Genomic DNA, 25,531 nt, shown 5'->3' with positions numbered 1-25,531 from the left:
TTCGCGTTTTTACACAGCCTCGGTCGAAAGCGGTCATGGTCATCTTGGCAGGAAGTGGACCTTGGCGGCAGCCATCGAAGGAATGCGACGTAGGTAGGTTAGCCTCTCGGGGGTTGAAAGCTGCTGCCGCCCTTCGGAGGGGGTGGAGGTGGTTCTCCGTTTGACCCGACTCAAGTAGCCGCCTTGCACCCTCAACGGCGGCTGATCATGCGGATGCGTTCCCGATAACCCGAGGTGGCCCGTCAGATCGGCCAACAAAGTCACGGCCGAAAGAGACTGGTGGATGCGGCCGAAGTAGATGGTGTCATCGGGCCCCAGAACCTGAATCTCACCCAGATCGTCGGAAGTCGCGTGCTCGAAGCCGGCCCACGCTCTTAACGACATGGCGACTGCAAAGCCGCGGTCGAACTCGAGCCTTAGCCGATCCCGGATTTCGTTGTAGTCCGCCGCAATCACACGGGGCGCGGAGGCGCGCGCTGTGTCCGACGACATAGCGCGCTCCAACTGCAAAGCCGTCGACGTCCGAAAAATTGCCAAATTTGAATCCTCCGGCCGAAGATAGCGAGGACTGACGGCAGTCTGCCGTCTGAGGCCCCGACTTAGCACAAGCTAGTGCATCACCGATTTAGGTCCGCTCGTGGCAACGAGTACGCGCATTGGACGAACTGCGCTCACATGATGCAACGGGATAAACTTGTGCTTTCTGCGCGGTAGCCTGGCCTCAATGGGGCCTATTGCCGCTTTGGGCGGATCAAAGGCTTGTGTTGCAGGTACTTGTTCGCTCGCTCCGCGCGCTTTTTCGGATCCATTGCATCCTCAAACGAGGGCGGCTGACTCTCGACCTCCCGCGTCGGCTCAACGGGCGCGGGGGCCGCCGTCTTGTCGCCGATAGCGGCTATAACGTTGGGGGGAGCGATGGGGGCCGCGCGAGCCTTGCGCCCGCGTCGCGCGCGATAGACGTAGGTGTGAAGCGTCGCCACATCCGTCTTGATTCCAATCTCCGCAAAGGCGGCGACGACCGCGTCATAGCCATAGCCATCGGCGAGACGCTTCTCGATTTCTGGCAGCTGCGCTCGCACCTCGGCGGCTAAGCTGCGGCGCGGGCGATCTGCAAAAGCCGCGGAAAAGCGCTCACGCGCAACCGCCCCACTGACCCTTTTTTCGCTCATGGCATTTGCCCGCCCCGACTAACTAACCTCGTCTATCAAAGAGCCATTTTTCGTCCAGATGCTATCCAAAATTGTTCAGATTTTGTTGCGGACCATCCATATTTTGACTGCGATTTGTTTGAAGGTGTTGAGGCTTTGGCCAACGATTGGCCTGCTGCCCTCGGTGCTGGGTTGAGACCCCCTTTTTGAGGTCGAAGACCCCCTTTTGAGGCCCGCTTTCCGATGAGCCTGAGCGCTGGAATCCCTTAAATCAGCACACACACCATACGCACCCTAGGGGCGCGTCAGGTCGTTGATTTTTCTAATTGATTTCAAACCGGCCTCTGGGGAGTGAAAACACAACGATAGTCAAATCGCGCGGAACGCCTTGATGGGCCTCGGAAAGTGGAATCATCGCGTAATCTTTGAGGGTCATTGCGGCTCAGAAGGTTAGACATTGTTTTCACCTGCGGCTGGAGCGCCCTACAGCACTATGTCGCGCCGCCGAGTCAGATCATCGGACGGGTCGAGAGCTGGGCGTGCGGCAGCCCCGCCGCAAGGGTGTGGCACCGGGCGCAATCGATCCCGGCGTTCGGCCTGCGCACCGCTGAAGCCATGGTGAAAGCGGGAGATGCGACGGCCGTTTGGCGCTATCTCGACCACATCGCCGTGGGCGATTTCGATTAGGATTGCGCGAGCGAAATGGAACAGATCGAACAGTTTCGTGCACAGCATTTCAGGTAATTTGAGCCATGAAACTTTGGGGATCTAGGCCGGATCGAGATCGCCCGGCTGCTAAAGCGAAGATCCGAAAAAGCCGCCCGCGCATAAAGGTCCAAGGGGGCTACCTCGCCCCCTCTGAGGACGGCCCACGACCAGAGCCGCCGAAAGGCGGTAGCAGCTTTCGGCCACTGACGCGGCCACCTCCAAATCGACCCAAGGCCTGAACGAGGCTTTCTTGTCTGGATGGCGGGGTGATAGCGAATGGCGTGAAGCTGATGACTATTGAGAGCGCATGCTGGCCGCGATCGCCCCCAGATTTATTCCAGCCAGTCGGTCTGCCGCTGGACCACTTGCGATCGGGGCGGTCACGCGCTGGGTTATGACCCAATCGCCCATGTCCATCACCGCCACTCGCTCGTAGAGCAACGCTCCCCGCTGATCAGTCACGAACCGCTCGATGTGGAGTGGCGGCATCTCCTTGGCCGGAAGATCAAAGGTCTTGCCCGAGTAGGGCTTTACGTCGCCAAGTCGAGCCTTGAGCGCCTGCGGAGCCATCGCGACGACGTTTGGGTATCCTCCCACAAGTGATGCACGACTTGCGAAGTGGGAGAAGATCGCGCCGCCGACAATCGTGCGGCAGTTCACGTCGTCTCCCCGCGAGGGTTTTGGATCATTGATCGTGATTGAGTTTGCAGACGCGTTTGAAGCAAACAAGCACAGCATACCGCTACGCGCGTGGCGGGCAGTCGGACCCCATTCCCACGCCCCCGGCGTAAAGATTCCGCCCGCGTCAGCTTTAGCGATGAGCGCCTCGGAAGCCGCCCGCGCGGTCGGCTTGTCCATTTTGGTTTGAGCCAGAGCCGGCGACGAAACGACCAAGAAGGCAACAATCAGTACGCTTCGCATTCAACACCCACACACGCGCTTCATATTGAACTCGATCCTGCCCCCTGGATCGGCCAGATGTTCGACGACCCTACAGTTTCCGTTCAGAAAATCGACGATATGCCCGTGCCGGTTCGCCGGCGGAGGGGCCAATGTCGGATTGCGCGCGACACTTTGGTGATCGACTTGGACCCTTCTGAGACCTCAGACTTGCTTCAGCAACCCACCATTGACGACTGTGGCTCCCTGGGCAGGTGTGCTCTGGAACCTGAGCGGCGAGCGCCCGCTGAGACAGAAACTCTGAACCGCTTGGACAGCAGCTTGGGCTCTAGACGCGATAACAGTCCTTCTCACGTGTTACTTTTCAGTGTCCGATGACGCCGACCCTCAGCACCAGGGGTGATGACCTCTACGCCATGCAGGGCCATACGCGTTTGGTTGAAGCCGTCCTCCATCGTGTACCGCGTGGCGATGAGCAGCGGCCGCCGGTAACCGGCCTCGGTCAGCCGCCGAGCGGTCTCGTCGATGATGTGAATGAAGGGAACGCTCATCGCCGCCTCCACGGTATCGGCCACGAGGTGCATTGCGACCGCGCAGATCAGGATGCAGTGGGCTCCCGCATTCTCCACTCCCTGAGCCGCCGGCGCGAGATAGGCTCCGGCGGCTCCCAACGCCCGCTTGTCTGCATCTCAACGATGGTCGCGAAATTCAACGAGCGTAGCACGCTGTCCGCCGAGTTCAGTACACCCAGCCGCGAGCGCATCGCCTCATTGATGAGACGGTAGTAGTTCGCCTAGCCCTCGAAGCTCATCCCCCGAAAAGTCCGATGGTACGCATGGCTGATCTCTTACTGCACAAGCCGCGCGCCTAGCATCTTCGGCTTCCAGATCGAGGTCAGAAATTCTCGACTTGGCAACAGGAGACCATCGCAGGCCCGTCAATCGGCGAACCGCTGCCAGCAGCCGGCGCTGGCTCGATAGGCATAGGCACCCTGCGCCTTAGCCCGCTGACTAGGTTCTCCAGCCGGTGCGCCAGTCCAACGCCTTGAGCATGGCGAAGGTGTTGCAGCAGGCCACGCCAACATCACGACACGCGTCGGGAATTTTCCGGCGGGCGCGCTGCTGCGTATTTTTCGAGACTTCATTTGAGACGACCGTTCTGACCGCCGGAGCCGCCAATCCCTGAGCGATCAGAAAGGGGTCGCGCCCTATCGTCTCGAGTTCGATGTCGTCGAGATCGGCGGCGTAGGCAGTCGTCAGAACCTGCTGAACCAGCGCGATATCAGCCTCGCCGTCGAGGACCAGCGCGGCCCTCACACCCTCTCCATTCAGCCAACCGAGAAGCTGGTCTTTCTCCTCGTCACCCGATCCTTCCATGACCTCTTCGAACACTTCGATGGGCATTTTGACCACGCCGGCCTTGGCCTGGTGCAGCAGCCAGTCCCAGAACTCAGGCACCCGGTCGACTGGGTAATAGGTGTTGTGGGCCGTGATTAGGACGTTCGCGTCGATGAGATAGATCACGTCAGATCGCCGCTCCGGCGAACAACGGCTCTACGTTCCTGGCCTTCACCCCGAGAATCTTCCCGGCTCTGGTCGGTGTCAGTGCGCCTTCATCGAGGTTTCGACGAACCAGCTGCAACAGGGCGGCCCCTACTCGGTGACGTCGAACCACGTAGTAGCTGGGACCGTCTGCCCCACGTTCACGGGCGCGACGCTCGTCACGGTCGCGGAGATAATCTTCCCGGAAGACGCGGCTGATCTCTCGCCACCGCAACAACCCCACTCGGCCGATGAGCCGCAGCCGGTAGACGACCATCTGTCGGCTAACGTTGCGCAGCACGGCGAAGTCGGTGATGTCTTTCCGCAGGACCGCATCGTCGACAGCAACCGGGAAGAGTTCTAGTTCCGCGCGGGGCAGCAGGATCTCACCTGCAACCTCGTTGCAAAACGCCTCGACCAAGACTTCAGGACTCCCTCCGCTGATGCCGGTGGCGCCGATGGCGATGTGGGCCAATTCGTGGATCAACGTGAAGGCCCAGGCGACCTTAGCGTCCTGGTCGTTGATCACGACGAAGGGGGCGATGGGGTCCGCAAGCGCAAAGCCGCGAAAAGCTTCGGGATCGATAGCGCTATGGTGAGAACCGAGGTTCCCCATAAGCAAAACGAAGACGCCGTTGCGTTCGGCGGCCGCGCGAAGATAACTGAAGGCGGCTTCGACGGTGCGCTCATGCCTGAACGCCGCCAGATCAAACTGCAGCCATTCGGCGAGGCGCGCAGCGACCGCAGCGGCCCCGTCATTGCGACTGCTTGCCGCCACTGCTGCGATCTGTGGAGCCTCTTCTTCCTCGAGGAGACCTCTCACCTCGCTTTGGCGCGCGCGGATGTCTCGGACGAGCGCATCTATCGACGCTGCGCTGTTGACGCGTTGCTCTTCAGGCAGTGTGCGGAAGTCCTCGCCCCGCTCCGCCTGCACGGGGGCTGCGGGCAGGTAGAAGCTTAGCAGTGGGCGGCGATAGACCGCCGCCATCTTCAGCAACGTAGGGCGGCTTGGTTCGTCCTGGCCCGACTCAAGTCCGGCCAAACGCTCTTCCGCCGTACCCTTACGGCCATCCCGGAAACCAAGGCGTGCGGCGGCGGCGGCGAGGTCCAGCCCTGCCGTTGTCCGCGCCCAGCTCATGATTTCCGGATTAACCCGCATGCCTCAGCGTTGCCTGATAAATGCAAACAAATCGAGACCGCCAGTCCACGACGCGCCGCGCCACTGGAACTGCCGATAAGTCTGTCTGGATCAATGTGGGGCCATTGCCGCGCAGAACCTAATCGCTCGTCGGCCTCACGTCGTGACATCACCGCCGCGGGCTCGACATCGACGATCTGTATGGACGCCCCAACTCTTCTTTGGTTGGGCGACGCGCCGCCGAGCCGCACGTCCTAACAGGGACCGCTCAAATTCGACGCACTCCGTTCGGCGGGGGCTGGGCCGCCGCAATCGTATTCAATTCAGTCAAGAAGTGGCTAAGCATTGGGTCAGCGACATCGCCTACTCCGAGGAGCGCCGTTGTAGACATGGAAGAGCGACATGAGCGCAAGCCGTCCTGGCTTCACCACATGGGCGAGGTGATCCCGCAGCGGACAATCCGGTCAGGACAAACTCTCTGACGGGGACAAAATCCGTGAACAAGGGCGGAAATGATCCAGAGGTTCTGTCCGAGCGCCTCAGGGTTTCTGTCTCAACGGGGCTTTCCGCTGGATCACATCGCGAACCGCTGAAACTGGGCGAGCCCCTCGTATTATCGAGAATGTTTTGGTCGGCCTGAAAGCTTGCGCCCAAACCAGTCCATGCAGTCACATTTCCGTCGCGGGTTCATTTTCGAACCGTCACCATAACGTCAAGGGACAGTCATCGGCCGTCGTTATTGGACCCCCAGACGCTCGAGGGGCGCGGGGATTTCAAAGGGTCCAATATGACAATCAAAGCCACGCTTTGCGCCGGAGCAGCGCTAGGCGTTATCTTGGCAGGCGCGACCGCCGCCAACGCACAAGACACGACTACCGCTTGGAAGGGCGCGCCGCAATTTCAGAATGACACCCTGACGTTCAAGGTCCGCGGCCGCGTCTACCAAGATTTTGTCAATCAGAATGTCGAACGCGAAAACGGGACCGGCTACGAGGCCAACGTCACCCGTCTGCGCACGGCCCGCCTGGGCGTCGAAGGCACCTGGAACGCGAACTGGGCTTACAAGGCAGAGTTCACTGTGGCCGGCGGTTCGGCGAACTGGGAAGATCTGATCCTCGAATACAAGCCAACAGACAACCTTTCGATCATGGCCGGTAACTTCAAAACCGTGTCGTTCGAGAACATTTCTTCGTCGCGCTATACAACCTTCATGGAGCGCGGTCCGTACAACGACGTGCTCGACATTGGCCGGGTGATGAATGTCTCGGTCAAGGCCAACGGCGAGACCTGGACCGCCGCGGCATCGATTTCCGGCGACTCGTTGAACAACGCTGACCCGACCGCCACCGCTAACGGCGGTAACGAGCTTCTAGGCGTTAACGGCCGCGTCACTTGGGTTCCGGTGAACGGCGACCGCGACAAGCTTCATGTCGGCGCCTGGGCTCGCTACCGCGACCGACAAGACCAAGCCAATCTGACATATCAGACGCGCAACAACACCAATTACGGCGCGCGCTTCGTGACTACAGGCGCGGTTGGCGTCTCCGATAAGATGATCGGTCTGGAGGGGCTTTACATCCACGGCCCGTTCTCGGTTCAGGCCGAGTGGGCGACCGCCGATGTGGATCGCATCGCTAACGTGTCTAGCGACTTTAGCACCTACTACGTCTCCGGTTCATGGTTCGTGACCGGAGAAATGCGAAACCTGGACGTCAAAAAGGGCGAGTTGGGTCGCACCAAGATCCTGAACCCCATCACCAGCGGCGGCTTCGGCGCGCTTGAATTGGCCGTCCGCTACGACAATGTCGATCTGACCAACTTCAACATCCCGGCGACCGCTGGCGAGTACTCGGCCTGGACCGTGGGGGCCAACTGGTATCCCCACCCCTACGTTCGGTTCATGGCGAATTACTCGAAGTCGCAGAACGACAACAAGGCCCTCGGTGCTGACGTTGACGTCGACACGCTGCAGTTCCGCGCTCAGTTCGACTTCTAAAAGCCTTCCGGCTGGACGGCGCGCAGCGCCGTCCCGCATTCCATTGCGAGAAGAGACCTCCATGACAAAGCTCTTGGCCAAGAAGGCCCTCCTCTGCGCCGCGGCTGCGGCGACCACCCTGACGGCGGCCGCTCCGGCCTATGCCGCTCGTGACTATGTCTGGGCCGCCGGCTCATCGACGGTCTTCCCGTTCGCCACCCGCGTGGCCGAGAACTTCGCCAAGAAGACCGGCAAGAAGGCTCCCAAGGTTGAAAGCCTGGGCACCGGCGGCGGCATCAAGCTGTTCTGCGGCGGCGTGGGCGATGCGTTCCCCGACATCGCCAACGCCTCGCGTCCGATGAAGAAATCGGAATTCGATGCCTGCGCCGCCAAGGGCGTGAAGGACATCGTCGCGATAAAGATCGGCTTCGACGGCATCGTGGTCGCCACCGACAAGGACGGCCCGGACTACAACTTCAAGACCGAGCACCTCTATCTCGGCCTGGCCGCCAACGTGCTGCGCCAGGGCAAGTTCGTCCCCAACCCCTACAAGACCTGGGACGAGATCGGCACCGGCCTGCCCGGCAACCGCATCAACGTCTATGGCCCGCCGCCCACCTCGGGCACCCGCGACGCCTTCGTGGAGCTGGGCATCGAAGCCGGCGCCCGGAAGTATCCGACCGCCGAGGAACTGCGGTCCAACAACGAAGCCAAGTTCAAGCAGATCGTCGATCCGCTGCGCAAGGACGGCTGGATCGACGCGGGCGAGAACGACAACGCCATCGTCGGCACCCTGACTAAGACGCCTGGTTCGCTCGGCGTGTTCGGCTGGTCCTATCTCGAAGAGAACATGGACAGGATCAAAGGCGCCTCGGTCAACGGCGTGAAGCCTTCGGCCAACACCATCGCCGACGGTTCCTATCCGCTGGCGCGCAGCCTCTTCATCTATGTGAAGAAGGCCAATATCGGGGTAACCCAGGGCCTGCAGGAATACCTCAACGAGTTCGTCTCCGATGCGGCGACGGGCAAGGGCGGTTATCTGCAGAGCCGCGGCCTGATCCCGCTGCCGGCCAGCCAGCACGCCGGCCAGCAGGCGACCGCCAAGGCTCTGACGCCGATGGCTCGCCCGGTTAGCTAGGTCTCCTGCGAAGGCTTAGACGACGAGAGGCGTCGCTGGCTTTATGCTAGCGGCGCCTCTTTTTCTGTCGGAGGGTCGGCGCTCCAATAGGCGTCATTGCCGAGATAGGCTTGGTGCAGCGCCTCTAGGGCGGATAGCAGTTGTGTCTTAAATGACGCTAACTGCCGCAGATGAGAGTCCAAATTTGCGCCCTGTGCCAAGTGTTTGCTGGCGATCTGGCTCGATCGTCCGATATCCGACGCAGCCCGACGGATGTCCTTGGCGATACCTGCAATGCGCGTGCGGTCTGCGGGTCCAAACTGCCTGCTTCCTGTCAATCTATGTCGCACAAGGGCGACGATCCACTGGCCCCTAGTCAAATTCATTGCGGCCGCTTCTTCGTCTAAGCGGACGAAATCGGCAGCTTCGAGCTTTACGAGTATGCCCTCCCAGTTGCCTGTCTCTGCGCTAGGGCGTGGCGGAGGTCGTTGGATATCTGTTCCGTCTTCGCGGACAGCACTTTCCATAAGCTGACGCAGCGCCTCGGACCGCCCACCATGTTTGGCGGCGTACGCATCAAATTGAAGCGCAAGATTGTCGGGAATGCGAAAGCCAAACTGAGCCATTCAGATCTGCGCTTTTTAGGTGCGGGTTTTATCGGGGATAGGTGGGTGGAAAGTGGGCTCTGTCGAAGACGAAGACTAGATCAAAGCAATGACCAATATCGTATGTCAGACGCCGAGACACTCGCCAGACGGATGGCGGCTGAAGCACTTAGGACTATTTGCCGCGTCGGTGGCGTTCCGCACGCCGATCAGGCTGAGAAGTCAGCGTCACGTACTTCGCTAGGGCGCTGTCAACTCGTCGATAGACGTTGATCAATCGCGACCCAATTCGCCCGCGCCCTAGCACCAGCACGCTAACGCCGGTCATCTCCGCGCTGTGACGAAGGAGTGTGCCCTTCCGAATAGGTTCCAGAGAAAAGGTTTCCGTCGCTCTGGAGAACAGTGGGTTACCTGTGCGAAACGAAATCCGCTTGCCGGGCTCAAAATGGCAAATTACAGCCCGCATTCCATATCGTCGCGCTGGATCGGAGCCGACGAATATTTTGACCTTCTCATTGGGGCCCGCTTCACCCCGGATCTCTCGATAGGGATTCCATTTCGAATAGGCCTCAAAGTCGCAGAGTGCGCGCCATACCCTGATCGGTGGCGCGGAGATCTCAATTTCAGTCTCAACAATCATGACTATGTCTCTCTGACCTCAATAGGTCTTCTGATGCATACGACCCGTATGAGCGGCAGCTTCCACGGCATCGCTGAAGCGGGATCGCTTTTTCCGACCCTTGCGAACCTCCAATGTTGCGCCTGAAACCAAGTCTCCTGGGCCGCGTCGTCGTCTACCCTGTCGGTTCGGCGCGCCAGGAGGTGCGCCGGCGTCTCAATGCGGGGGATGAGTCGCCGGCGCCTCCGCTATTCGCCGGCCCTCGGGCAAGCGAGACGAAGCAAATTTGGCGGTTTAGGCCGCCCGATCACGATAGGTCAGCAGCCGCAGGGCGTTGAAAACGACGACCAAGGTGGAGCCTTCGTGCATCGCCACGGCAGGGCCGATGCCAAGTCCCAGGATCGTCGCGGGCACGAGGATCGCCACCACTCCCAGGCTGATGAAGACGTTCTGGCGAATGACCGATCGCGTTCGGCGGCTAAGACCGACGGCGAACGGCAAGTGGCGAAGATCATCTGCCATCAGGGCGACGTCGGCGGTCTCCAGCGCGACGTCGGATCCCGCCGCGCCCATGGCGATGCCAACGGTGGCGTTCGCCATTGCCGGCGCGTCGTTCACGCCATCGCCGACCATCGCGACCTTGGCCTCCGCCCGCAGTTTGCGGATGGCCTCGACTTTGTCTTCGGGCATGAGATCACCCCAGGCTTCGTCGAGGCCGACATCCCTAGCGATCGCCTCGGCGACCTTGCTGTGGTCTCCCGAGATCATCAGCATGCGGGTGATGCCCAGCCGTCGAAGCGCAACCAAAGTTTCGCGCGCGGCTTCTCGCGGGGTGTCCATCAGGCCAATGACGCCGAGGTCGCGGTCTCCCTTACGGACTGCCATGGTCGTCCGACCTTGATCCCGGAGTTTAGCGATGGCCTGGGCGGCCTCAGCGCTCAGCGCCGGTACCCCGTCCACGCCGAACATCTCTGCCTTGCCTATCCAAACAGTCATGCCATCCAACTGGGCGACCACGCCGCGGCCGATCAGGTTTTGAAGATCGCTGGCCGCGCCGATAGCCTTGCCTGCCGTGCCGAGCCGCTCGCGACCGTCGCGGGCGATGGCATCGGCGAGCGGATGGTCGCTTAGCATTTCGACCGCGACCGCGACACGCAACAGTTCTTCATCGGCGACCGAAGAGGTGGCGATGACATCTGTGATCCGCGGCCGACCTTCTGTGAGCGTGCCGGTCTTGTCGAACGCAATGGAACGAAGCGAGCCCAGATCCTCGAGGGGCGCGCCGCCTTTGATGAGAACCCCGCCCCTGGCGGCTCTGGCGACGCCCGAGAGCACGGCGCTGGGCGTGGCGATGGCTAGGGCACACGGGCTTGCGGCGACCAGCACCGCCATGGCGCGATAGAAGCTGTCCGAGAAGGGCTCGTCGAGCACTACCCAAGCAAAGAGCAGCACAAAGGCCAGGGCCAGGACCACGGGCACGAAGATCCGCTCGAACTTGTCGGTGAACCTCTGAGTCGGCGATTTTCGGGTCTCCGCCTCACTGACGAGGCGTACGACTTTGGCCAAGGCGGAATCCGTAGAGAGGCGCGTCACCTCCACCTCAATCGCACCCGCCCCGTTGATGGTGCCTGCGAAGACCCGAGATGAAGCGTCGACGCCATCAGGCTTAGCGCGAGCTAGGTGCGGATTTTCCACCGGCCGTTTGTCGACCGGTATGCTCTCGCCAGTGACAGGGGCCTGGTTGATGCTGGATGCGCCCTTCACCACAAAACCATCCGACGGCAATCGCTCGTTGGGACGGACAATCACCACATCCCCAAGCACGAGCTCCTCGACGGGCACGTCCATCGTCCCACTCTGACGCCGGACGGTCGCGGTCCGGGGGGCGAGTTCGGCCAAGGCTTCGATCGCGCGCTTGGCCCGTCCCATTGCGTAGTGCTCGAGCGCATGGCCGAGACTGAACAGGAAGAGCAGCAGCGCCCCCTCAGCCCAGGCGCCCAACGCCGCCGCGCCAGCTGCGGCGACGAGCATCAAGGTGTCAATCTCGAAGCGCTTGAGCCGAAGGTTGTCGAACGCTTCGCGAAGCGTGAAGAAGCCACCGAAGCCGTAGGCGCCAACGTAGAGCGCCGTCGGCAGCCAGGGCGGCGCAGCTGGGATCAGCTTCTCGACCAGGAAGCCCGCAGCCAACAGCGCCCCGCACAGTAGCGAGAAGATGAGTTCACTATTCTCACCGAGCGGCCCGCCGTGGGCGTGGGCGTGGCCTTCCCCCTCCTCGTGGACATGACCCGGCTGGCCGTGGGCCGCGTGGGCCTTAGCGTCTCGCGTTGGCGTCGCGGGCGTAACGCCAAGCGCGGCGAGCACCTTCAGAACCTCCACCTCTGATACAAAGGTTCGATCAAACTCGATCCGCACTAGACCCGCGGCGCTGGCGTCGGCCTCTAGCACGCCGGGCGTGGCGGCGAGACGTTCCGTGACCGTCCGCGCGCGCCGCTCGTGCTGGATGCCTTGGACCTGCCAGACGGCGTGGCCAAACCGCTCTGTGATCGCCGCGCCCGATGCGGTGACGAGTTCTCGTAGCCGCGATAGCGAGATGACGGCGGGATCGTAGTGGACGCAGAGGTGAGGCTCCTTGGCCTCAGCGCCGTCCACCACATGGGCCTTAGTGACACCAGGCCGCCCTGCAATCTCGTCTGTAAGTCGCCTGACGCAAGCGTCCGAACTGTCGTGCACCTCCGGCAAGATCAGCGGGATGTCGAGTTGAAGCGTCTGGATCATGCCGAACCTCTTGATGAGGCCAGGACATGCGGCCTCGGGACTGGTTGGACGAAGCAGGCGGCGGCTTCCCGCCGCCTGTCGTTGAACGCCGGGATCGAGCTAGTCTTCGATCCCCTCACTCTTGCGGTGCCTGACCGCCTGGGCCGCGAAGGTCGGCAGCACCAGCAGGGTCAGCGCCGTGGCCGTCAGCAGGCCGCCGATGACCACAGTCGCCAGCGGTTTTTGGACTTCGGCCCCTGCCCCGCTGGCGATCGCCATCGGGATGAAGCCAACGATCGCCACCAGCGCAGTGGTGAGGACAGCCCGTAGACGGCTCGAAGCCCCTTCAATGGCAGCTGTCCGTGGGTCTAGACCGCTGTCGAGGCGCTCACGGATCGACTGCATGAGGACAAGGCCATTCAGCGTTGCGACCCCCGAGACGGCGATGAAGCCGACAGCAGCGGACACCGAGAACGGCATGCCACGCAAAAGAAGCGCAAGGGCCCCGCCGACGAGAGCCAAGGGCACGCAGGCAAACACCAGACCGGCTTCAGCAAACGAGCCTAGGGCCATGAAGAGCAGAATCCCGATCAGAACGAATACTATCGGGATGACGAGCGAGAACCGCTGCTCGGCGCGCTGCAGGTTCTCGAATTGACCGCCCCAGTCGAGATATACCCCGGCCGGAAGTTCAACCTTGGCCACCCCCTGCTGGGCATCGGTAACGAAGCCTCCGAGATCGCGACCGCGAACGTTGGCCTGGACCACCATACGTCGACTGCCATTCTGGCGGCTGATTTGGTTTGGTCCCTCTCCGGTCTGGATGCGGGCGACGGACGACAGCGGCACGACAGTGCCGTTCGGCCCGCTAATCGGGAGAGCGGCCAGCGCCGCTGGATCATTGCGCGCCTCTTCTGGAAGGCGCACCACCACGTCGAAGCGGCGATCGCCTTCAAAGATGCGCCCGGCCTCGGCTCCGCCGATCCCTGCAGAAACAGCCTCACTGATATCGGCTGCCGACAGGCCGTAGTTGGCCGCAGCAAAGCGGTCGACGGTGATTGTCAAAGTCGGCAGGCCTGACGCTTGCTCTACCCGCACGTCCGCGGAACCGGACGTCTCACGCAGGACGCCGGCAATCTGATCGCTGACGCGCTGCAGGGTGGCAAAGTCATCGCCGTAAACCATAACCGCAAGGTCGGTTCGGACTCCGGAGATCAGTTCATTGAAGCGCAGCTCAATGGGTTGGCTGAACTCGAAATTGTTGCCGATCTGACCCGAAGCCACCTTCTCGAACCGAGCGATGAGTTCCTCCTTCGGCAGCTTGGGATCGGGCCAATCCTTGCGGTCCTTCAAGACGATGACGCTATCGGAGATATTGGGCGGCATCGGGTCGACCGCGGCCTCCGCCGTGCCGGTGCGCGAGAACATAGTCTCCACCTCGGGTTGGGCCTTGATGGCTTTCTCCAAGGCCATCTGCATGGCCAGGGACTGCTCAAGCGAAGCCGACGGTACCCGCAGAGCTTGCATGGCGATATCTCCCTCATCGAGGGTTGGAATAAACTCTCGGCCCAGGACGGTGAAGGACACAGCCCCCAACACAAGAGCGGCGACCGCCGAGATCAAGACCACTTTTGGCCGAGCGACCGCCGCCACGATGGCAGGCTGGATGAAGCGACGCGCAAAACGCAAGATCTTGGTCTCGTGCTCCTCGACCTTGCCATCCGGCCCCGTGTGTACCGTCTTGGGATCGCGGACGAACAACGCCGTCATGGCGGGGACGAAGGTGAACGAGAAGATGAAGGCGCCCACAAGGGCGAGCATCACCGTCGCGCCCATTGGCTGGAAGGTCTTGCCTTCGACCCCCTCAAGGGTGAGCAACGGAGCGAAGACCAGAAGGATGATCAGCTGACCGAAGGCGGCCGGCTTGACCATCTGCCGGGCCGCTTGGATGGCGACATCCAGACGCTCGTGACGGGTCAGGAGACGTCCGAGCTCGGCACGGCGCTTGGTCAGCATCAGCAGCGTGTTCTCGATCACCACGACGCCGCCATCGACCATAAGGCCGAAATCGAGGGCGCCCAGGCTCATCAGGTTCCCGCTGATGCCAAACCGGTTCATGCCGATGACGGCGAACAAGAATGAGAGCGGGATCATCAATGAGGTGATGATCGCGGCGCGGATATTCCCCAGCAGCAGAAAGAGGATCACAATCACCAGGAGCGCGCCCTCGGTAAGATTGCGCGCCACGGTAGCGATAGTCGAGTTGACCAGTTCACTCCGGTTCAACACCGGCACGGCGACGATGCTCGGCGGTAGGGAGTCGTCGACCACTGAAAGACGCTCGGCGGCCGCCTGGGCCACCGTCCGGCTATTGCCGCCCGCGATCATCAGGGCCGTGCCCAGCACGGCCTCATGTCCGTCTCGGCTTGCCCCGCCCAGCCTGGGCGCTTGGCCCGCCTCGACCGTAGCGACATCCGCCACGCGAACGACCAAGCCGCTGCGGTTCGTCACTGGCGCTTGGGCAAGATCCTCCGCCGTCGCCGCGAGGGCGTCGGTTCGCACCACCAAGGCTTCCCCGGCGCGCTGAATGTAGCCGGCGCCGGACTGGATGTTGGCTCGGTCGAGAGCCTGGACGAGGTCGTTCAGACCGAGTCCATAGCCGGCCAGCTTGGCGACGTCCGGCCTGACCGCGAACTCCTTGACGTAGCCGCCGACCGTATCGACCCCTGCCAGTCCCATGGTCGTGCGCATCTGCGGCGCGATGATCCAATCCTGCACGGTACGGAGATAGGTCGCCCGCTGTTGAGGCGTTGTCAGGCGTTCCCCCTCGGGAGTGAGATAGACGCCTTCCGACTGCCAGCCAGGCTGGCCCGGCTTGGCCAGCGTCTTCTGACTGAAGGGCTCGTAGTCGACGGTCCACATAAGGACCTCGCCCAGACCCGTGGTGATCGGCGCCAGCGCGGGCTCCACGCCCTCGGGCATCCTCTCGCGCGCCTGCGCCAACCGCTCGGCCACTTGTTGTCGGGCGAAGTAGATGTCGGTCTGGTCGGTGAAGATCGCGGTGATCTGGCTGAAGCCGTTGCGCGACAGCGACCGGGTGCTGGTAAGCCCCGGGATGCCGGCCAGCGCCGTCTCAAGGGGATAGGTTACCTGGCGCTCGATCTGCTCGGGCGCGAGTGCTGGGGCGACCGTGGTGATTTGCACCTGACGGTTCGTGATGTCCGGGACTGCGTCGATCGGCAGCCGGGTGAGCTCGAAGAGGCCGACGGCGCAGACCAGCGCCACCGCCAGCACCACGAACCATCGAAAGCGAACAGACGCTTCTATGAGAAGTTTGAACATGCGCGCCCCCTAGTGCCCGTGCTCGGCTTGGCCCTTGGCGAGCTCGGCTTTCAGCAGAAAGGCGTTGGCGCCGGCGATCCGCTCGGATCCGTTCAGACCTCGCAGTATCTCCGTCCGGCCGCCTGCTTGGCGACCGGTGAGGACCGGGACAGCCCTGAAGCCCCCAGCCGTTTGGAGGAACACGACGCTTCCGCCCTCGACCGTCTGCACGGCTTCGGACGGCACTGTGACGGCCCCAGTCGCGCCGCCGGTGACGACGGCGGCGGTGACCGGCGACCCAACAGGGGGGGCTGTGCCCCCGCTTGGGCGTGCGCGAACCACGGTCGCGCCGGTCGAGGCGTTGGCGGCGGCGGCGACCCCGGTCACCACGGCGTCAAATTCACCGGCAGGACCTTGGACACGGATGGCCGCACCGGCGCGCAAACCGGTCGCGATGGCGGGCGGCGCGTTGAACACCAACTCCACGCGCGCAGGGTTGGTGACCTCAGCGACAATGCCGCCCTGGGCGACGAAGCCGCCCGGCCCCACCGCGACGCTGGAAACAACGCCGGAGATCGGCGACGTCACGTTGGTTCGGCCAGATGCGTTCGGGCCGCCGGCCGCGGCCGACCGCGCACGCGCAGCTCGAGCACTGGCTTCCGCACTCATCGCTTGAGCACGGGACGTTTCCACCTCCTGACGCGCAACCACGCCCTGTTCGCCAAGGCTCCGGTCACGGTCGTAAGCGCGGCGGGCGGCGTCTGCCGCAGCAACCGCCGCATCGGCTTCAGCGCGATAGGTCGCGGCGTCGCCGCTGACCAGAACGATCAATGGTTGCCCTGCGCGCACCGACTGACCAGGAGCCACAAGGACCTGCTCGATGCGACCGGCGACGGCGGCGCCGACACTGGCCCGCGCATCGATGACGGGCTCCACCCGGCCCGAGAGCCGCGTCTCGCCACCACCACCTTGGCCGACCGCCACGATTTTGATGCCAGCTGCCTGCAACTGGTCCGGCGTCAGGGCGACGGCGCCCTCTTCATCCTTTTCAGCGCCGCCTTCGGCGTGACCATCCTCGTCAGCGTGACCGGCTTCTCCGGCCTTGCCATCCTCAGCGTGTCCGGCCTCGCCTTCCTCCCCATGGCTGTCAGAGGCCTTCGCCGCCGCGGGGGGGTCGTTGCGATTGAGCAAGGCGGAGAGGCCAAAGCCCGCGCCACCAGCGATTACAGCGGCCGCAGCCACGGCGCCCAACAGGCGCTGCTTGTCTTTGGTCATTGGGGTACTCCGGTCTCGGCGACGCCCGTCAATCGGACAAGGGCGGCCTGGGCGCCGATCCGCTCTACGGCGGCAGCGATGGATTGGGCCCGCGCGTCCGTCAGAGCGCGGCGGGTGTTGAGAAGCTCGGCGAGATCGATCTTGCCGGCCTCGTAGCCGATGCGGGTCAGCCGGTAGGCCTCCTGGGCGACTCTTTCCCCCTCAAGGGCGGCCGAAAGTCGGGCTTCAGCTGCGGCGATCCGGGCTGTCCCCGAACGTACGGCGGCAGCGGCGTCCAGACGTGCAGCGTTGAGCCTTGCCTCGGCCGCGTTCACGTCGGCCCGAGCCGCACGGACATTGCCCTTGTTCCGGTCAAATAGCGGAAGCGGCGCTGAGACCCCAGCGACCAAGGCGGTCGAATCTGACTCAGAGAAGCGACGTACGCCGACCGAGACGGATAGATCTGGAACAGCCTGGCGGCGCTCCAACGTCACCCGCCGCTGCGCTGCCTCGCGCTCGGCCTCGGCGACCAAGATCGCAACGCTGTGCTCCGGATCCAGCGACCGCCGCCCAAAAAATGAGGCGCCCTGGTCGAGTAGGCTCGTGGGGATTGAAGTGAACGGTGTGGCTGCACCGGACAGGGCGGTCAGGTTCGAGAATGCTGTCGCCCGTGCCGCTTGCGTTTCGTCGAGCGCAGCCAGCGCGCTCTGCAGGGACGCTTCGGCCTGGAGCCGACGCAATTCCGGCTCGCGCCCCGCCTGCACGAAGGCTCGCGCGATTCCGGCATCCTGCTTGGCGGCCGCCAACGTGTCCTCGGCGAGGATGAGGCGCCGGTCGCTAGCTTCGGCTTCGGCGTACGCGAGGGCCAGATCGAACCGGAAATCGGTTCGCGCCTGCGCTTCGCGCCTCCGGGCGGCATCCAGCTCGGCCCGCCCCACCCCGATGCGGGCGGCCCGCTTGCCGCCGAGCTCCAGGGTCTGGCCTAGGGTCGCCGTGGTTTCGGCGACGCCGGACCCACTGTACGGCCCAGTACCTGAAAAGTTCTCCCGGTCGATACCGATCGTTGGGTTTGGAAAGGCGTGAGCCTGCAGCGCGAGGCCTTCGGCCCGGGCAACCGCGGCGCGGGCTTCGGCAAGGCGCGGCGCGGTTGCATCCACTTGCGCAATGAGTTCGGCGAACGGCGGAACAGGCTCAGCGGCGGAGACGCCGACAAAGAGCCCCAGGGCCGCCAGCCCTGACGCGGCCGCAAGCAGCGGCACTCGATGGTAAGACACAAAGAATCCTTCTCGATTGTAATGACGGAAGGCGCGGGGAGGCGCCGGGTCATCACGCGCGAGGCGGACGCTCTAGGTTGGAAGGATCGAAATCGGGGTGGAGGCTCGCGAGCGTCCAACCGTGCGGTACCGAGGATCGAGGCGCACTGGCGTCCTGGCCCTGGGCGACGCCCAGCCCTGCGAGGTGGTGACAATGTCCATGAGCGCAGGTTTCGACTGCGCTGTGGATCGGATCGGGTTCGGAGTCGTCAGCGACGAGGACATAGTGCAGGTCGCCAGCTACGCCGACCGGGCTGCCCTCGTCCTGGCAGGCGACGGCGTCAACCGCCGACCCCGCCATAAACGCCATGGCGAAGGCGACGACCATTAGGCCGCCGAGTGTCCGCCACCATGTGCGTAGAAGCGCCATTGATCGCTCTATAGACGTCGGCCTGCGCCGTGGGAATGCGTTATAAGATCACGTTTAGGCACAGTTTAAATGTGCTTCCTCGCTTGGTACGTGGGAGGGGCCTGGACGATGATCCGCCAAGCTAGGTGAAGATGCGGGACTGTGACCAAGCCGCCCCCCTCGTGCGGCCTTAGCGAGCCGACTGGTCCCAGCTAGTTGAAGGCCAGCCAGGCCATGCTCGCGGTGAAAGTCATCGATACTATGAACAGAAGCACTGCCCACAACGACGGGCGACCGTCACGGCCGTCTCCCCTTTCGCTCGTCACAACACTACTTCTCTCGCAGTCGTGCTGCTTCGCTCACCCGTCATGCTCGGCAGGATCACCAGGGGATTCAGCCGTCCGCCGCTGCGGCCAGTGAGTTCCAAGTGGACATGATTGGTCATGCCTGGGCCGTAGCGCACGGCAAGATCTTGCGCCCGACCGATCAGGTCGCCCGCGGCGACCGTGGTCCCCGGTGTGACTTGGGAGCCGACATAGAGGACACGCGCTACGTAGCGTGTCTCAGGGTTGGCGATCTCGACATAGGTCAGTGCGGCGCTGTCGCTGTAGGCCGCGCCAACCCGGGTCACCCGGCCGGAAATGGGTGCGCGGACCGGCGCCCCCGGAGTCGCCACCAAATCCACGCCACGATGCTGGCGGCGACCGCCGTCGCGGGCCGCGCCGAACGCCCCCGAGCCAAAGGCATCGGTTCCGCGTAGATTGCTTTCCACGGGAGCCGCCACATCCAAGCGGCCATCGGCGTCGAGGTCGAGCCCACCCCTCGCGGACAGAGGCGGAAGAGCCGCAAGGACAGGATGTGTCGACCGCGAAGGTGTCGTCACTGCTCCTGCGTTCCGTCCGATGGCCAGCCCAAGCGCCAGTCCGATGACAATGATTGCCCAAGGCGTCGCACGACGGAGCCGCTCCAACCGGCGCTCCAACCGGCGTAAGATTTCCACATGATCGAACGTGGAGGTCACACTGATTTCTCCTTTGTCAAAGGTAAGTTGGGAAAATTCGACGCGCCCTCGGCGTCACGATCGGGGCCGCATCCCGGGCCATGCCTGCATGGTATGGCCGAGGAACGAGCCCTAGCGCTTCCGGGATGGCGTCCCTTCTTCAGGTCCGTGGCTCAGCGCGGTGGCCGCCATAGCGCAGCACCTCAACCTTCTCGAAGGTCACGAGCCCGATGTCAGTCAGGTCAGCGAGGGTGGCGAGGAACGACCGCAGTCGGAACTCCTCGTCGACGATCTCGACCACCACGGGAAGGTTGTCGCTGAGGTCAAAGGGGCGGACCTCATGGAGCCGCGCGGATTCGCCAAAGCCCATCCGGCCGCGGAGCACCGTGGCGCCCGCAAGGCGGGCAGCCCGCGCACGCTTGACAATGACGCTGATAAGCGATTCCGCGCCGCTGAGCGCGTTCTCGTCAGTGTAGATGCGGAGCAGGACCGCTTGACTAGGAATCTGCATTAGGGGGTCTCCTCTAGTGTTTTGCGAAGGTGCGGGTCCGGCTAGCCGGCAGGATCGGGAGCCTGACGTACGTGGTCGTTGGGCGTTTCCATTTCCGGAGAGCCGAGGGGCATCCCTGGCACGGCCAACCGACGGCTCCGGTCGGTCGCCTCGCGAGCAAGGTGGTGACGCCGCTCGGCGGCACGTGGCCTTCACCAAGACAGCTAGCGCGCTGCGTCTGGAGAAGCCGGTCATCGCGGAGACACTCCAAGAGGCGGCTGAGCGTCCGCGGGATGCAAATTCAGCTGGAAGTCTTGTCGATGGCCGGCCTCAATGATGCTCAGGCGATCGCCGTCGGCGAGCGTCCCTGCGATGTCGCGCGAGCGCCAGTTCAGGCCGATGGGCTCGAAGTGAGCGCGAACGCCCTCCGCCGCCGACAGAGTGACCGCATCGGCGGGCGGCGGAACAACGGGCTCGCCCGCCGCGCCCAGGAATGCAATCTTCAGGCGGCCGTCTGTCTCCTGGCGGATCTCGATGACGAGGCCGCGTGCGTCCGCGCGCCATTTTCGGCCGGCGACCTGTTCGACCACAAGCGTCGGAGGCGGAGCCGCGACGCTTGGGCAGCGGGCAAGCCAGAAGCCGAGGCCCAGGACTAATGCGGCCGTCCAACGCCGTTTAAGGCGGTCAGTGCGTCGCATCGGGCGGACTCTTGGCTGGGGAGGCGGTGCTCGCCGGGTCTCCGGCCGTGTTCAGCGATGCAGCCGTCCGACCGAGGTTCAGGATTGCGCGACCGTTGAGCGCCATGACTCCAGCGGCCAGAGCCAGGTAGCCCCATGCCACGATGGTAAGCGCAGCGATGTCGCGAGATGCGTCGCTCCGCAGAGTGAACGCGACCGCGAGTTGCGCCACGAACAGGACAAGCAGCGCGACAGCGCCCGGCAGGGAGAGACGCCCCCGGAGAAGCAAGGCGAGCCCAAAGAGGGATTGCGCGGCCGTGAGGAAGAACTCCTCGTGCTGGCGCGCGTCCAGCGGCATCGCCATCAGCGTGCCGGCGCCAAGGCTCATGGCCAGTGGCAGCATGCCCACCAGCAGGGTCCATTGATTGATCTTATCGCTGATCATCGCGACTAGGCCTGCGGCCGCGCGACCAGCGAGGACGAACAGCACCGCGATCACCACAGCGGGAGCCTCGCTGGCGATCGGAGCAAGCCATTGGATGAGTAGGAACTGATCGATCCCAAGCGCGCGCCCGCCATCAATCATCGACTCTGCGAATGGTTCGGCGACGGCGAGGATGACCCCCGCAGCAACCAGGGTCATGCCGATCATCACTGGCCAGCGCAGAGCCGGTCGCATCTGAGCGATTACGGCGCCGGGCCCCGGCTCGTCCCCTTCGTCCTCGTCCGCCGCCTTGGGGACGCGGCTGACACGCCAGAGGTAGGCTCCGAACACGCCCATCAGCACGAGCGAGTCCCATGCGCTGATCGTGTTCTTCCAAACAATCAGGAAGGCATAGGCGCTGGAGACCGCCAGCGCGATGATCTCCACGGCGTTGGCACGCGCCAGCTGAATGCTCTGCTGGCGACTCCGCCACCAGTGCAGGAGCACCATGGCCGGCCATGCGAGGCCGATCAGCAATCGGTTGGCGCCGGTCATGTTGGCGGCGGCGAAGGCGACATATCCCTCGTCCGGCGCCCGCCCCGCCTGAAAGGCGTAGTAAATGTCGACTGCGTACTCCGGCAAGACAGTGACAAGTGCGACCGCCGCCAGGATCAGGCCCTGTGAGATGTACTTCTCGGCTGCCTCGGCGCCCCAAGACAGCAGAAAGCCCGCGGCTAGGATCGCGGCGCCAAACACCGCCATGTCGAGCACAGCGTTAGGTCGCCAGCCCTCAATGCGGAGCGCCATGGCCGGGAGCATTGCGGCCACGGCGATGACTACGGGAATCCACAATTGGCGAGGCTGAACTTTGGAACGGGTCACGCGAACTCCTTCCGATGATCGGGCCTGGTTGGCGCCAGCGCGGAGATGGGCCACGCCGGCGCCCCCAGTCACGGCGCTATGGGGGTGAGCGCCGCCGGGCTCTCCGCGGGGTCGGCTCGGCGTCGGCCCAGGCGGAGGATCAGTTGAGAGATGGCGGGAAGCACCACCAGGGTGACCGCGGTGGCGGTGATCAGGCCGCCGATGACCACCATGGCCAGGGGCTTCTGCACCTCAGCGCCGGTCCCGGTAGCGAGCGCCATCGGGATGAAGCCGATGGCCGGCACCAAGCCGGTCATCAGGACCGGCCGAAAGCGCTCGGCGGCGCCCTCATAAATCGCCTCGGAGACCGGCATGCCCTCGTCGAGCCGCTGCCGGATCGACGACATCACCACCAAGCCGTTCAGCACGGCGACGCCAGCGAGGACGATGAAGCCCACAGCCGCCGAAATCGAGAAGGTGATCCCAGTGAGCGCCAGGGCGAACACCCCGCCCGACAATCCGAGCGGAATGGCCGCAAAGACCGAAGCGGCTGGCGCCAGGCCGCCCAGCGCCATGTAGAGGATCACGAAGATCATGATGAAGCAGATCGGGACGACAAGCCCGAGACGAGCCGTCGCGGCCTTGAGGTTCTCGAATTGGCCGCCCCAGGTGATCCAAGAGCCGGGAGGCAGGGCTACGGCCTCGACCTTGGTTCGAGCTTCATTGACGAAGGAACCGATGTCGCGGTCGCGGACGTTGACTTGGATCACCACGCGCCGCTTGCCGTCTTCGCGGCTGACTTGGTTTAGACCGTCGGCGAACCGGAACTGCACCAACTCACGTAGCGGCACCGAGCGCTGCATGCCGCCATTAGCGGACGGCAGCATTACCGGCAGCGCACCAATCGTCTCCAGGTCGTTACGGTTGGCCATCGGCACACGGACAGTGATGTCGAAGCGCTTGTCGCCTTCGAAGACGTCCCCCGCCTGGCGACCGCCTAGGGCGGCAGCCACGGTTTCGGCGACCTCTTCGACAGTCAGGCCAAACCTGGCGATCGCGGGCCGGTCGAACCGAACATCCAGGGTGGGCGCGCCGCCGGTTTGCTCGATGCGAACTCCGTCGGCCCCCTGAATGCTCTCCAGCGCGGCGCCAATCTTCGCCGCCGCGAGGCCCATCTTGTCGAGGTCGTCACCATAGAGCTTGATGGCGACGTCGCCCCGCACCCCCGCGATGAGCTCGTTGAAGCGCATCTGGATCGGCTGACTCACCTCGTAGCTGTTGCCCAGCAGAGGCGCGACCTTAGCCTCGATCCGCTCGACAACTTCAGCCTTGGTCTTGACGCCTTCAGGCCACTCCTTCTGCGGTTTGAGGATGATGAAGCCGTCCGACTGGTTTGGCGGCATCGGGTCGGTAGCGACCTCGGCGGTGCCGGTCTTGGAGAACATCATCTCCACCTCCGGCAAGGAGGTGACGGCGCGCTCCACCAGCTGTTGCATGCCCTTGGATTGCTCAAGGGATGTGGACGGGATCTTCAGCGACCCCATCGCGAGGTTCTTCTCGTCGAGCTGCGGAATGAATTCCTGGCCAAGCGTCGTGTAGACGCCGCCCGCGACAAGGAAGAGGGCCACGCCGGCGCCAATGAAGGGCCAAGGCCGAGCGATCGCGCGCTTGAGCACCGGATCGTAGTGGCGCTTGGAGTAGGCGATGATCCTCACCTCCTTCTCCGAGACCTTGCCCCGCATAAGGATGGCGACCATAGCCGGGACGAAGGTCAGGGACAGAATGAACGCCGCGCCAAGCGCCAGCATGATCGTGATGGCCATGGGGGAGAACGTCTTGCCCTCGACTCCCGTGAAGGTGAGCAGCGGCGCAAACACCAGGAAGATGATCGCCTGGCCGTAGACCGTCGGCCGGATCATCTCCTGGGAGGCGTGCAAAACCGTCTCCAGGCGTTCGGGGAGCAATAGCAGCCGGCCCTCCCGATGCTGGCGCTCGGCCAGCCGCAGAAGGCAGTTCTCAATGATGATCACGGTACCATCTACGATGAGGCCGAAGTCCAGCGCGCCGAGACTCATCAGGTTGCCCGGCACGTTCAGCTTGTTCATGCCGATCGCCATCATCAGGAATGACAGCGGGATGATCAGCACTGCGATCAGCGCCGCCCGCACGTTGCCGAGCAGGAGGAAGAGGGTCGCCGCAACGAGGATCGCCCCCTCGGTCAGGTTACGCTCAACGGTGGCGATGGTCGCGTTGACCAGCACCGAGCGATCGAGAGTCGTGTTGACCACGACGCCAGGCGGCAGCGACTTGCGGACATCGTCCAGCTTTTCGCCAACGGCCTTGGCCACCGAACGACTGTTCTCGCCAATCAACATCAAGGCGGTGCCGACGACGACCTCCTCACCATTCTTGGTGGCCGCGCCGGTGCGCAGATCACCGCCGACGCGGACCGTGGCGACGTCCTTGACGGCGACCGGGACCGTGCCGCGGGTCGCAATCACCGCGTTCTGGATTTCGTCGAGGGTGCGGACCCGGGCGTCGGCGCGCACGAGGTAAGCCTCACCGGCTCGCTGGATGAAATTGGCGCCCACCGAGAGGTTTGAGGCCTCCAGCGCCTTGGCGAGCTCGGTATAAGAGACGCCATAGGCTGCGAGTTTCGATGGGTCGGGCTCGACCACGTACTGCTTCTCGAACCCACCGATGGAGTCGATACCGGCGACGCCCTTGACGCTGCGCAGCTGCGGTCTGATCACCCAGTCCTGCACGGTCCGAAGATAGGCGGCTCGCGCGACGCTGTCGGTCAGCCGCTCGCCTTCGGCGGTCAGGTAGGAGCCGTCGCTTTGCCAGCCTGGGCTGCCGTCGCGAACCTTGGCGCCCTTCCCGTCTGGGTTGGCAAACTCCACGGAATACATGAAGACCTCGCCGAGCCCGGTCGTGACCGGCCCGATCTGCGGCTGCACGGACGCCGGCAGGGTGTCGCGAGCCTGGGTCAAACGCTCGGCGACTTGCTGGCGGGCGAAATAGAGGTCCGTGCTCTCCGAGAAGATCGCCGTGACTTGGCTGAAGCCGTTGCGAGAGATGGAGCGAGTTGTCTCCAAACCCGGGATGCCCGCGAGCGCCGTTTCAACGGGGAAGGTGACGCGCTTCTCGATTTCTACCGGCGAGAGCGCACCGGCGACCGTATTGATTTGAACCTGCTTGTTCGTGATGTCGGGCACGGCGTCGATGGGCAGCTTGGTGAGCTGCCAACCGCCGTAGATGGCGATGATGAGAGTCAGGAAGAGCACGTACCAACGCCCCCTCACCGACATGGATAGAATTCGACCGATCATTTCGG

The 25,531-nt window shown here is 63.6% G+C and carries 21 protein-coding genes; 3 read left to right on the top strand and 18 right to left on the bottom strand.

The genetic code is table 11. The features are described from left to right. Positions 1 to 39 precede the first annotated feature (39 nt). Positions 40 to 492: a hypothetical protein gene (locus Q8M13_RS04855; protein WP_305298565.1), complete on the bottom strand. Its 453-nt coding sequence runs from the start codon at positions 490 to 492 to the stop codon at positions 40 to 42. Positions 493 to 731: 239 nt separating this feature from the next. Beyond that, a complete protein-coding gene (locus Q8M13_RS04850) occupies positions 732 to 1,169 on the bottom strand; it encodes a hypothetical protein (protein WP_305298564.1) in 438 nt (145 codons plus the stop codon). 414 nt (positions 1,170 to 1,583) lie between these two features. Between Q8M13_RS04850 and Q8M13_RS04845 the strand changes: the two genes are divergently transcribed. Next, the gene (locus Q8M13_RS04845) at positions 1,584 to 1,835 is read left to right on the top strand and encodes a hypothetical protein (protein ID WP_305298563.1); all 252 of its coding nucleotides are present in this window, start codon (positions 1,584 to 1,586) and stop codon (positions 1,833 to 1,835) included. A gap of 315 nt (positions 1,836 to 2,150) precedes the next feature. On the opposite strand, the gene Q8M13_RS04840 is transcribed toward Q8M13_RS04845, so the two are convergent. The 4 genes from Q8M13_RS04840 to Q8M13_RS04825 form a co-directional block, all read right to left on the bottom strand. Next, positions 2,151 to 2,777 carry a hypothetical protein gene (locus tag Q8M13_RS04840; RefSeq protein ID WP_305298562.1) on the bottom strand — a complete coding sequence of 209 codons (627 nt, stop codon included), beginning with the start codon at positions 2,775 to 2,777 and terminating at the stop codon, positions 2,151 to 2,153. Between the two features lie 329 nt (positions 2,778 to 3,106). After that, positions 3,107 to 3,427, bottom strand: a complete 321-nt coding sequence (locus tag Q8M13_RS04835; RefSeq protein ID WP_305298560.1) for an aspartate/glutamate racemase family protein — start codon at positions 3,425 to 3,427, stop codon at positions 3,107 to 3,109. Between the two features lie 339 nt (positions 3,428 to 3,766). Continuing rightward, on the bottom strand, positions 3,767 to 4,279 hold the full coding sequence (locus Q8M13_RS04830) for a DUF4411 family protein (RefSeq protein WP_305298558.1): 513 nt from the start codon (positions 4,277 to 4,279) through the stop codon (positions 3,767 to 3,769). Between the two features lies 1 nt (position 4,280). Continuing rightward, entirely contained in the window at positions 4,281 to 5,285 is a 1,005-nt protein-coding gene (locus Q8M13_RS04825; protein WP_305298604.1) for an ImmA/IrrE family metallo-endopeptidase, read from the bottom strand. Between the two features lie 985 nt (positions 5,286 to 6,270). Between Q8M13_RS04825 and Q8M13_RS04820 the strand changes: the two genes are divergently transcribed. Together Q8M13_RS04820 and Q8M13_RS04815 are read left to right on the top strand one after the other, a co-directional pair. Beyond that, the gene (locus Q8M13_RS04820; protein WP_305298557.1) at positions 6,271 to 7,431 is read left to right on the top strand and encodes an OprO/OprP family phosphate-selective porin; all 1,161 of its coding nucleotides are present in this window, start codon (positions 6,271 to 6,273) and stop codon (positions 7,429 to 7,431) included. A gap of 61 nt (positions 7,432 to 7,492) precedes the next feature. Continuing rightward, complete coding sequence (locus Q8M13_RS04815; RefSeq protein WP_305298556.1) at positions 7,493 to 8,548, top strand: substrate-binding domain-containing protein; 1,056 nt, start codon at positions 7,493 to 7,495, stop codon at positions 8,546 to 8,548. Positions 8,549 to 8,589: 41 nt separating this feature from the next. Here Q8M13_RS04815 and Q8M13_RS04810 read toward each other — a convergent pair whose 3' ends face one another. From Q8M13_RS04810 to Q8M13_RS04755, 12 genes are all read right to left on the bottom strand, one after another. Next, positions 8,590 to 9,153 (bottom strand): CopG family ribbon-helix-helix protein, encoded by a 564-nt coding sequence (locus Q8M13_RS04810; protein WP_305298555.1) that lies wholly within the window; start codon positions 9,151 to 9,153, stop codon positions 8,590 to 8,592. A gap of 154 nt (positions 9,154 to 9,307) precedes the next feature. Continuing rightward, complete coding sequence (locus Q8M13_RS04805; protein ID WP_305298554.1) at positions 9,308 to 9,772, bottom strand: SRPBCC domain-containing protein; 465 nt, start codon at positions 9,770 to 9,772, stop codon at positions 9,308 to 9,310. A gap of 273 nt (positions 9,773 to 10,045) precedes the next feature. Beyond that, complete coding sequence (locus Q8M13_RS04800) at positions 10,046 to 12,526, bottom strand: heavy metal translocating P-type ATPase (protein ID WP_305298552.1); 2,481 nt, start codon at positions 12,524 to 12,526, stop codon at positions 10,046 to 10,048. 99 nt (positions 12,527 to 12,625) lie between these two features. Then, positions 12,626 to 15,847 carry an efflux RND transporter permease subunit gene (locus tag Q8M13_RS04795; protein ID WP_305298551.1) on the bottom strand — a complete coding sequence of 1,074 codons (3,222 nt, stop codon included), beginning with the start codon at positions 15,845 to 15,847 and terminating at the stop codon, positions 12,626 to 12,628. 9 nt (positions 15,848 to 15,856) lie between these two features. Then, positions 15,857 to 17,101, bottom strand: a complete 1,245-nt coding sequence (locus Q8M13_RS04790; RefSeq protein WP_305298550.1) for an efflux RND transporter periplasmic adaptor subunit — start codon at positions 17,099 to 17,101, stop codon at positions 15,857 to 15,859. Beyond that, entirely contained in the window at positions 17,098 to 18,354 is a 1,257-nt protein-coding gene (locus Q8M13_RS04785; RefSeq protein ID WP_305298548.1) for a TolC family protein, read from the bottom strand. Before Q8M13_RS04785 ends, Q8M13_RS04790 begins: the two co-directional genes overlap by 4 nt. A 52-nt stretch (positions 18,355 to 18,406) precedes the next feature. After that, a complete protein-coding gene (locus tag Q8M13_RS04780; RefSeq protein ID WP_305298547.1) occupies positions 18,407 to 18,763 on the bottom strand; it encodes a hypothetical protein in 357 nt (118 codons plus the stop codon). A 301-nt stretch (positions 18,764 to 19,064) separates the two neighbouring features. Continuing rightward, positions 19,065 to 19,514 (bottom strand): M23 family metallopeptidase, encoded by a 450-nt coding sequence (locus Q8M13_RS04775; RefSeq protein ID WP_305298545.1) that lies wholly within the window; start codon positions 19,512 to 19,514, stop codon positions 19,065 to 19,067. Positions 19,515 to 19,902: 388 nt separating this feature from the next. Further along, complete coding sequence (locus Q8M13_RS04770; RefSeq protein ID WP_305298543.1) at positions 19,903 to 20,253, bottom strand: DUF190 domain-containing protein; 351 nt, start codon at positions 20,251 to 20,253, stop codon at positions 19,903 to 19,905. A 230-nt stretch (positions 20,254 to 20,483) separates the two neighbouring features. Then, positions 20,484 to 20,930 carry a hypothetical protein gene (locus tag Q8M13_RS04765; RefSeq protein WP_305298541.1) on the bottom strand — a complete coding sequence of 149 codons (447 nt, stop codon included), beginning with the start codon at positions 20,928 to 20,930 and terminating at the stop codon, positions 20,484 to 20,486. Next, the gene (locus Q8M13_RS04760; protein ID WP_305298540.1) at positions 20,917 to 22,215 is read right to left on the bottom strand and encodes a sodium:proton exchanger; all 1,299 of its coding nucleotides are present in this window, start codon (positions 22,213 to 22,215) and stop codon (positions 20,917 to 20,919) included. The genes Q8M13_RS04765 and Q8M13_RS04760 overlap by 14 nt, the downstream gene beginning before the upstream one ends. Before the next feature lie 68 nt (positions 22,216 to 22,283). Beyond that, positions 22,284 to 25,526, bottom strand: a complete 3,243-nt coding sequence (locus tag Q8M13_RS04755) for an efflux RND transporter permease subunit (RefSeq protein WP_305298539.1) — start codon at positions 25,524 to 25,526, stop codon at positions 22,284 to 22,286. Between the last annotated feature and the right edge of the window lie 5 nt (positions 25,527 to 25,531).

Origin of the sequence: Phenylobacterium sp., assembly GCF_030681155.1 — a bacterium.
Lineage (GTDB): Bacteria > Pseudomonadota > Alphaproteobacteria > Caulobacterales > Caulobacteraceae > Phenylobacterium.
This window is presented reverse-complemented; position numbering and strand designations above follow the sequence as displayed.